This window comes from Micromonospora sp. LOL_021, from assembly GCF_048060215.1.
In the GTDB taxonomy this organism is placed as follows: domain Bacteria; phylum Actinomycetota; class Actinomycetes; order Mycobacteriales; family Micromonosporaceae; genus Micromonospora_E.
In genome coordinates, this window is the sequence record NZ_JBHMIN010000031.1 from 72,161 (window position 1) to 78,920 (window position 6,760).

9 protein-coding genes are annotated in these 6,760 nt (G+C 69.6%); 4 read left to right on the forward strand and 5 right to left on the reverse strand.

All coding sequences use genetic code 11. From position 1 onward, the window contains the following. The first annotated feature begins 136 nt into the window (after positions 1 to 136). On the forward strand, positions 137 to 1,120 hold the full coding sequence (locus ACFHWT_RS20205) for an aminoglycoside phosphotransferase family protein (RefSeq protein WP_416596245.1): 984 nt from the start codon (positions 137 to 139) through the stop codon (positions 1,118 to 1,120). A gap of 7 nt (positions 1,121 to 1,127) precedes the next feature. On the opposite strand, the gene ACFHWT_RS20210 is transcribed toward ACFHWT_RS20205, so the two are convergent. Continuing rightward, positions 1,128 to 2,048: an aminoglycoside phosphotransferase family protein gene (locus ACFHWT_RS20210; protein ID WP_416596233.1), complete on the reverse strand. Its 921-nt coding sequence runs from the start codon at positions 2,046 to 2,048 to the stop codon at positions 1,128 to 1,130. 68 nt (positions 2,049 to 2,116) lie between these two features. On the opposite strand from ACFHWT_RS20210, the gene ACFHWT_RS20215 reads away from it, so the two are divergent. Continuing rightward, positions 2,117 to 2,344 carry a hypothetical protein gene (locus ACFHWT_RS20215; protein WP_416596248.1) on the forward strand — a complete coding sequence of 76 codons (228 nt, stop codon included), beginning with the start codon at positions 2,117 to 2,119 and terminating at the stop codon, positions 2,342 to 2,344. Here the strand turns inward: ACFHWT_RS20215 and ACFHWT_RS20220 are convergent. Further along, positions 2,268 to 2,870 (reverse strand): NUDIX hydrolase, encoded by a 603-nt coding sequence (locus ACFHWT_RS20220; protein WP_416596247.1) that lies wholly within the window; start codon positions 2,868 to 2,870, stop codon positions 2,268 to 2,270. The genes ACFHWT_RS20215 and ACFHWT_RS20220 overlap by 77 nt on opposite strands. Before the next feature lie 43 nt (positions 2,871 to 2,913). Here ACFHWT_RS20220 and ACFHWT_RS20225 point away from each other — a divergent pair, with 43 nt between their 5' ends. Next, positions 2,914 to 3,702, forward strand: coding sequence for an alpha/beta fold hydrolase (locus ACFHWT_RS20225; protein ID WP_416596234.1), 789 nt, complete (start codon positions 2,914 to 2,916; stop codon positions 3,700 to 3,702). A 128-nt stretch (positions 3,703 to 3,830) separates the two neighbouring features. Here the strand turns inward: ACFHWT_RS20225 and ACFHWT_RS20230 are convergent, their stop codons facing one another. Together ACFHWT_RS20230 and ACFHWT_RS20235 are read right to left on the reverse strand one after the other, a co-directional pair. Continuing rightward, entirely contained in the window at positions 3,831 to 4,208 is a 378-nt protein-coding gene (locus ACFHWT_RS20230) for an Mth938-like domain-containing protein (RefSeq protein ID WP_416596235.1), read from the reverse strand. 143 nt (positions 4,209 to 4,351) lie between these two features. Beyond that, on the reverse strand, positions 4,352 to 5,539 hold the full coding sequence (locus tag ACFHWT_RS20235; protein WP_416596236.1) for a beta-1,3-glucanase family protein: 1,188 nt from the start codon (positions 5,537 to 5,539) through the stop codon (positions 4,352 to 4,354). Between the two features lie 175 nt (positions 5,540 to 5,714). On the opposite strand from ACFHWT_RS20235, the gene ACFHWT_RS20240 reads away from it, so the two are divergent. Beyond that, positions 5,715 to 6,410, forward strand: coding sequence for a TOPRIM nucleotidyl transferase/hydrolase domain-containing protein (locus tag ACFHWT_RS20240; RefSeq protein WP_416596237.1), 696 nt, complete (start codon positions 5,715 to 5,717; stop codon positions 6,408 to 6,410). A gap of 102 nt (positions 6,411 to 6,512) precedes the next feature. On the opposite strand, the gene ACFHWT_RS20245 is transcribed toward ACFHWT_RS20240, so the two are convergent. Further along, positions 6,513 to 6,760 (reverse strand): hypothetical protein (locus tag ACFHWT_RS20245; protein WP_416596238.1); only part of this gene is annotated, 248 nt, incomplete at its 5' end.

The window sequence follows — 6,760 nt, forward strand, 5'->3', positions numbered from 1 at the left end:
ATTCGCGCCGAACCAGGCCGGGCTGTCGGACCGGCCACAGTAGGCACGTTGACCCTGGCAGGATAGACCCGTCGGGAGACAATCGTCTCGGTCAGGAGGCGACATGGCTGAACGTGACTTCGCGCGAGCTCGGTTCATGACTTCGGACAGCACAGGCGATGCCGGCGGATCGGCCTTCGTGGTCCCGGCGGAGCTGGCCGCATCCCACGGCACCTACTTCGGCGACGCCGGGCGGGCCTGGATCGCGGCGTTGCCGCACCTGGCGGCAGCCACCATGGACGGGTGGGGGCTGCGCCCTGACGGGCCGGCGAGCTGCGGTGCGATCGCCCTCGTGCTGCCCGTCGTACAGGCCGACGGGTCCCCGGCCATGCTGAAGCTGCAGCCGATCGACGAGGAGACCGTCGGCGAGCCGGTGGCGCTGCGGACGTGGGACGGCGACGGCGCTGTCCGACTCCTACGGCACGACGCACGCTCCGGCACGATGCTGCTGGAACGCCTCGACGCCGGCCGTACCCTCGCCGCCGTACCCGATGATCTGACCGCGCTGCGGATCCTCAGCCAGCTGCTCGCCCGGCTAACCTCGGTGGCCGCACCGCCCGACGTACGGCGCCTCGCCGATGTCGCCGCCGGGATGCTCGACCGGGTGCCGCAGGCGCTGGTACGGCTACCCGCAGCCGACCATCCGCTGATCCGGCGGTGCGCGGCGGCCGTCGAGGAGTTGCTGCCGGAGGCCGGGGACCGGCTGCTGCACTGGGATCTGCACTACGACAACGTCCTCGCGTCCCGGGCCGACTCCTCCGGGTTGGGCTCGGCCGCGTCCGACAGTCGGGAGCCGTGGCTGGCGATCGACCCGAAACCACTCGCCGGCGACCCCTGCTTCGAGCTTCTCCCCGCCCTGCACAATCGTTGGGACGACGTTGCCGCCACCGGCGTGCCGCGTGCGGTCCGGAGACGCTTCGACCTGATGACCGAGATACTGGGCGTCGACCGGGAGCGGGCCATCGGTTGGACGCTCGGCCGCGTACTGCAGAACCTGCTCTGGGAGTCCGAAGCCGGCGGCCAGGCGTGGCACAGCGCGCCCGACCGCGCCATCGCCCACACTCTGCTGCGCCAGGATTGACCTGCCGTCAGCCGATCGTGGCGATGAGCCGTCGCAGCGCGGCGTGAGCCGGCGGACCCCACGTCGGCTTGCCGCCGGGGCGACCGTGGACCCCGGCGTCGCCGATCAGGATGCCGCCGAGGGCGCGGGCCATCGCCCAGCCACGGGCGCGGCGCATGGTGGCGGCGTCCAGAATCGGCTGGTACGCCGCGTAGAAGTCGTCGATGCTGTCGTCCGGAAGCAGGATCCAGCCGGCAGCCAGGTCATACGCCGGATCGCCCACGCAGAGGTCGCCGAAGTCGATGACGCCGCAGACGGTGCCGTCGGCGGTGAGGATGTTCGCCGGGTGCAGGTCCGCGTGCAACCACAGCCCCGGCCCTGACCATCCGGGCGCGTTGACCGCGTCCCGCCAGACAGCCTCGACGGCGTCCGGGTCGTCGATCAGCCCGCGCCCGGTGACCTCGGCGAGTCCGCGAGTGAACTGGTCGGTGTGGTCGGCCAACGGCCCGCCCCGGCCGCTGCCGCTGCCGGTGGGCGCGTTGTTGGGAGCGGGTCGGTGCAGCGCGGTCAGGAACGCTGCCAGGGATTCAGCTGCCGCGCGGGCTCGCGTGACCGGGGCGCGGTCGGCGGGGGTACCCGGCACCCAGGTGGTGACGAGCCAGGGCCGGGGGAAGCGCGCGGACGGCTCGCCGAGGCGCTGCGGTACGGGGACCGGCAGCGGCAGGTACGGCGCCAGCGTGGACAGCCAGGCGTACTCCTTACGCAGCAGTGCGTCCGCCGAGCCGGTCCCCCACGGCAGCCGGACGGCGAGGTCGTCACCGAGGCGCCACATCTGGTTGTCCCAGCCGCGCGCAGCCAGGCGGACCGGCCGGTCGGCGAGGTCGGGACACTGGTCGCGGAGCAGTCCCTGGACCAGCTCTGCGGTGACCTCGACCTCGACGTGGTCCACGGCGAGCAACAGTAGCCGTAGCTTGACGCTAGAGCCCAGGAATCGGCGCAGGCCTGGAGGGAGAATTCGTGGAGGTGACGACCTACTTGGTGGTCTGCCGGCGGGTCGGCGACTGGTGGGCGATCAGTGTGCCTGAACTCAACGGCGTACATACGCAGGCCCGGCGACTCGACCAGGTCGCTGCGGCGGCTCGAGAAGCGATCGCGTTGCTGCTTGACGTCAATCAAGCCGTGGTGGACGTCGATGTGTTTCCAGATCCTTCAGGCGTCTGCGACGGAGCTGGTCAGCCGGCCTGAGGCTGGGCCCGCTGGGCGGGCTCGATTGGGTACTCCATCGATGGTCGATGCTGCCGAGTAGTGCGTCTTGGTCGTCGGCCAGATGAGAACGAAGCGGCAGCGGGACGAATCGGCAGGCAACCCGTAGCTCGCTGTCCAACCCGGAACCCGTCACAGTGTGCTGCCAGGTATCGGGTGCCTCGGATGGAGCCCGCAGGTGGAAGTATGTGGTGCGGCGCGGCTGACCGGTCCCGGGGTGTGGCTTGTCTTCCGCCCCGATCCCGCAGACCACGGTGACGTCGGTCAGGCCGGTCTCCTCGGCGACTTCGCGTAGTACCGCGTCGTGCAACTCCTCGTCGGGTTGCACGCCACCAGCCGGCACCTGAGTGCCAGCGTCGGGGTGGTCGATCTGGTCGAAGACGAGGAGTTGCGCACCGCTGCCGGTGGTACGGATGACGTATCCGGCGACGCGGGTTCGTGGCCTCATCGGTACATCGTGCACGGCCGCCAGAGGCATGACCGGTTTGCCGAGACGATTGCCCTCCATGCTGGTCGTGGATGCATCCTCACCGTCGTTGTACGGTTCCACCGTGCGTGCGCCGGTGAACGTGACGATCTGGGATGGTCCGGCCGGACCGGCACCCGCGATCCTGATCCACGGCACACTCAGCTGGGCGGTGTCGGCGTTCGAGCGGCAACGGCCGCTGGCCCGGCATCGTCGGGTGCTGCTGCCGGACCGACGGGGTTACGGCGGTAGCCCGGACCTCGACGATGGTCAGGTGACCAGCGACTACGCCGTCGACGCGCAGGACGTGGTCGCGTTGATGGCCGGCGGCGTCCATCTTGTCGGCCACTCGTACGGCGGCACGGTGGCGATGATGGCCGCAGCGGCGCGGCCCGACCTGGTCCGGTCATTGACGCTCATCGAGCCGTGTGGCCACCGGATCGCCTCGGAGGATCCGTCAGTCGCCGCAGTGGTCCAGGACGCGCGCGAGTTCATGGCTGATGCCCGCAGGCGGTCCGCGCGGCGGTATCTGGACCTGGTCTACCCGGCTGGGCAGCCGCGTCCGGAGCCGGCGGATTGGCTGGAGCGGGCGGCCCGGACTGCCCTGAACGAACGTCCGTGCTGGCTGGCGGACCTGGCCACCCAGCCGCTGGCGGATGCCGGGTTCGTGAAACTGGTGATCGTCGGCAACTGGGGTACGGTCCCCGGCGGGTACCGGCCCGGCATGGCGCAGGTGATGGAGAAGGTAGCGGCGACGGTCGCTGACCGGATCGGAGCTCGCCTCGTCCGGGTCCCCGGTGCCGCGCACGAGCCCCACCGCGAGCAGCCCGACGCCGTCAACAAGGTGCTCGAACAGCTGTGGTCAACCGGATGAGCCAGTAGTTCGGATCATTGCCTGGTCGGTGCGCCGATCGGATGCGCGTGGTCGGACCTGCCGTCGGTGTGTCGTGTCGATGGCGCGTAGTGGATCACGCTGGGCGCGGTGCGCCCGTACGTTCGTTCTCAGCATGTCGAGTGGAACAGGCCGCCGACTGGCTGGGTCGTGGCCAGTTCGTTGTAGTGCTGCACGGCTTGCGTCGTCTCGGCGACGTACGGCGTGATGCCGTGCCGGTCAAGAAGCTCAAGGGTGCGTGGGTCGATATGAAGCTGGAGCTGCATGCCGCGTGACAGGACGATCGCGGTCGCGCCGTGCCGCAGCAGTTCCTCGACGTCCTCGGGTTGAATCCCCGGGCTGTGCCTGGTCCCGGTCTCGGACCAGTCCCAGGCTCGGCCGCCGCCCGGGTGGAGCATGAAGTCCTTGCCGGTCCCAAGTCCTTCGACATCCATCCGACCCCACGAGATCGCCAACACCTTTGGGGACCGCTCTGCGGTGTCGGTCAACGCAGCCTCCACTTCATCCGCTGCGGCCGACATCGTGCCGCTGGCTTCCACGGTAACCGTCGACCCACCAGAGGCGTCCGACCCGGGGACGGGTGCGCCGGTGGCGTGTCGGCGCACCCGGACCGAGGTAGGGGAGGGCCCGGTCAGAACGGGCTGAGTACGACTCCGGCGGAGCGGGGGTCGCCGTCGTGCACGAGCGACTCGAACGCGCCGACGTCGTCGAAGGCGAACGCGTACGCCTTTCCGTCGCGCATGTTGGCGTGGATGATCCGGGCGTACTGGTTGGTCGGGTTGTTGCGGTAGAACTCGGCGGCGTTGGTGCTGGGCTGAGTGTGGATGGTGCCGAGGGTGCCCCGGTTCAGTGCGGCGCACAGCGTACGGGAGATCGGGCCGACCACCTGGTCGTTGGGGGCGGGCAGATCGCCGTCGCAGCCCCACACGCTCGCCGACGAGGGTCGGTTGAACGAGGCGACGACCTGACCGGCACCGTTGGTGAAGGTCATCACCCGGCCGGAGGTCCGCCCGTAGTAGCGGATGTCGGGGCGGTCGCCGAACGGTACGACGGTCAGCGTCCGGCTGGTGTATGTGTTCCACGCCGAGGCGATGTACGAGTCCAGGTAGGTGGGGCTGAACAGGCCGGCGCCGGTGGCCTTGCCGGGTGCGAGCACCCGCAGCACGGTGCCGTCGCCCCGGGTCTGGACCGTGTTGGCCCAGCCGGACTGGGCGCGGACTCCGTTGATGATCGCGTTGCGGCCGCCCGCGACGACGTCGCCGGTGCGCCTGGTGACACCGTTGGCGCCGGTCACGGTGACCGCGTGCGGCACCGCGAACATGTCCACCTGGGAGCTGTTGAGCCACAGGCCGGCGTCGTTGTAGGTGAACTCGCTCCAGTCGAACAGGATGTCGCGGTTGGGGTCGCCGCCGGCCCACGGAGCGGGCTGCACCAGGCCGGTCGGGGTGAGGAAGAACTTCAGCTTGGCGCCGAGGGAGAAGTAGACCCGGCCGGAGAAGCCGCGCGGGAAGCGGATCGTCGCGCTGGCGCCGTTGGTCGGTCCGGGGATCGAGGCGTCGGGTGCCGGTGACGGCGGGATTTGTCCGCCGGACCAGGGGATGAACGTGCCGGCCTGGTTGACGTAGCCGAGTCGGCCGGAGGAGAGCTGTACGCCGATCACGTACAGGTGGACGGATCCGGCCCGGCCGGTGTTGTTGGTGACGGTGACCGGCAGCAGCGCCGGGCCGACGGCCTGGGCGGGTGCGGCGGCGAGGGGGCCGGTCGAGGCGGCGGTGATCAGGACGGCGGCGAGAGCCAGCAGCTTTCTTCGGACAGCCATGAGGGACTCCTCGGGCGGGTGGTCGGACGACGGTCGGACGGCGAGAGAGCGCTCTCCGAGAAGAGTCTTACTGTTAACACTGTTTGTCAATAGATGTGCGGCGATGTGTGACCTGGGGTGACGACGTCGGTTATCCGGTTGCCGGCGGAGTCGGGTGTCACCGACGATGACCGTCATGGCGACGGGCGAACGGCCGATGGACGCCGTTCGTCGGCGTGAGCTCGCCCGCCGGGTGCTCGACGGCTACCCGAGCGGTCCCGACGCTCCGATCCAGGCGACCGCCCACGCCCTGACGAAGATCGATCGTGCCGTCGCCCTGGTGCTCGTCGAGGGTGTCAGCGATCAGATCGCGGTCGAGACGGCAGCGGTCGGCCGTGGCCGGGACCTGGACGCCGAACGGGTGGTGGTTGTGCCGATCGGTGGCGCACACGCGATCGGCCGGTTCCTGACCAGCGCCGGTCCGCTGCTGACGCCGGTACGGCTCGTCGGGCTGTGTGACCTGGCCGAGGTGGACATCGTCGCGCGGGGACTGGCCGCCGCCGGGATCGGTGCCTCCCGAACGCACGGCGACCTCGCCGCGCTCGGGTTCTTCGTCTGCGTTGACGACCTGGAGGACGAATTGATCCGGGCGATCGGAGTCGACGGGGTCGAGGCAGTCCTGGCGGCGCAGGGCGACCTCGGGTCGTTTCGCACCATGCAAGGTCAGCTTGCCTGGCGCGGGCGGCCACCCGAGGCGCAGCTGCGCCGGTTCATGGGCAGCGGCTCGCGTCGCAAGTCACGGTACGCCCGGTTGCTCGTCGAGGCGGCTATCGCCAGGGACGTGCTGCCGCAGCCGCTCGACCAGCTGCTCTGCGCGGTCAGCCTGTCCTGAGCCCTTGCTGGCGGTCGGCCCCGGGTGTGCGGGTGCCGGCGGACGCGGACTCGACCAGAGACGTTTGTACCCGGGCGGTACGGGTACGCGTCGGCTTGCGAGTCAGGCGGAAAGCGCCGTTGTCGGAATCCTTGCAGGGCGGGAGGGCCTGATGTGATTGGTGCGGTGCAAATACTTGTCCTCGGCTACAATCAGCCCGATTTGCCGACTGGGATACGGAATCAGATCAACCTTCTCCGCACCAATCCTGCGGTCCGGATAATAGATGTGTATGGAATTGGTAAATCTGAGTGAGTGTTTGCGATAGGTGTGTCGGACGGCGTGTCCGTTGGTGGGGATGGGGTTGGGTC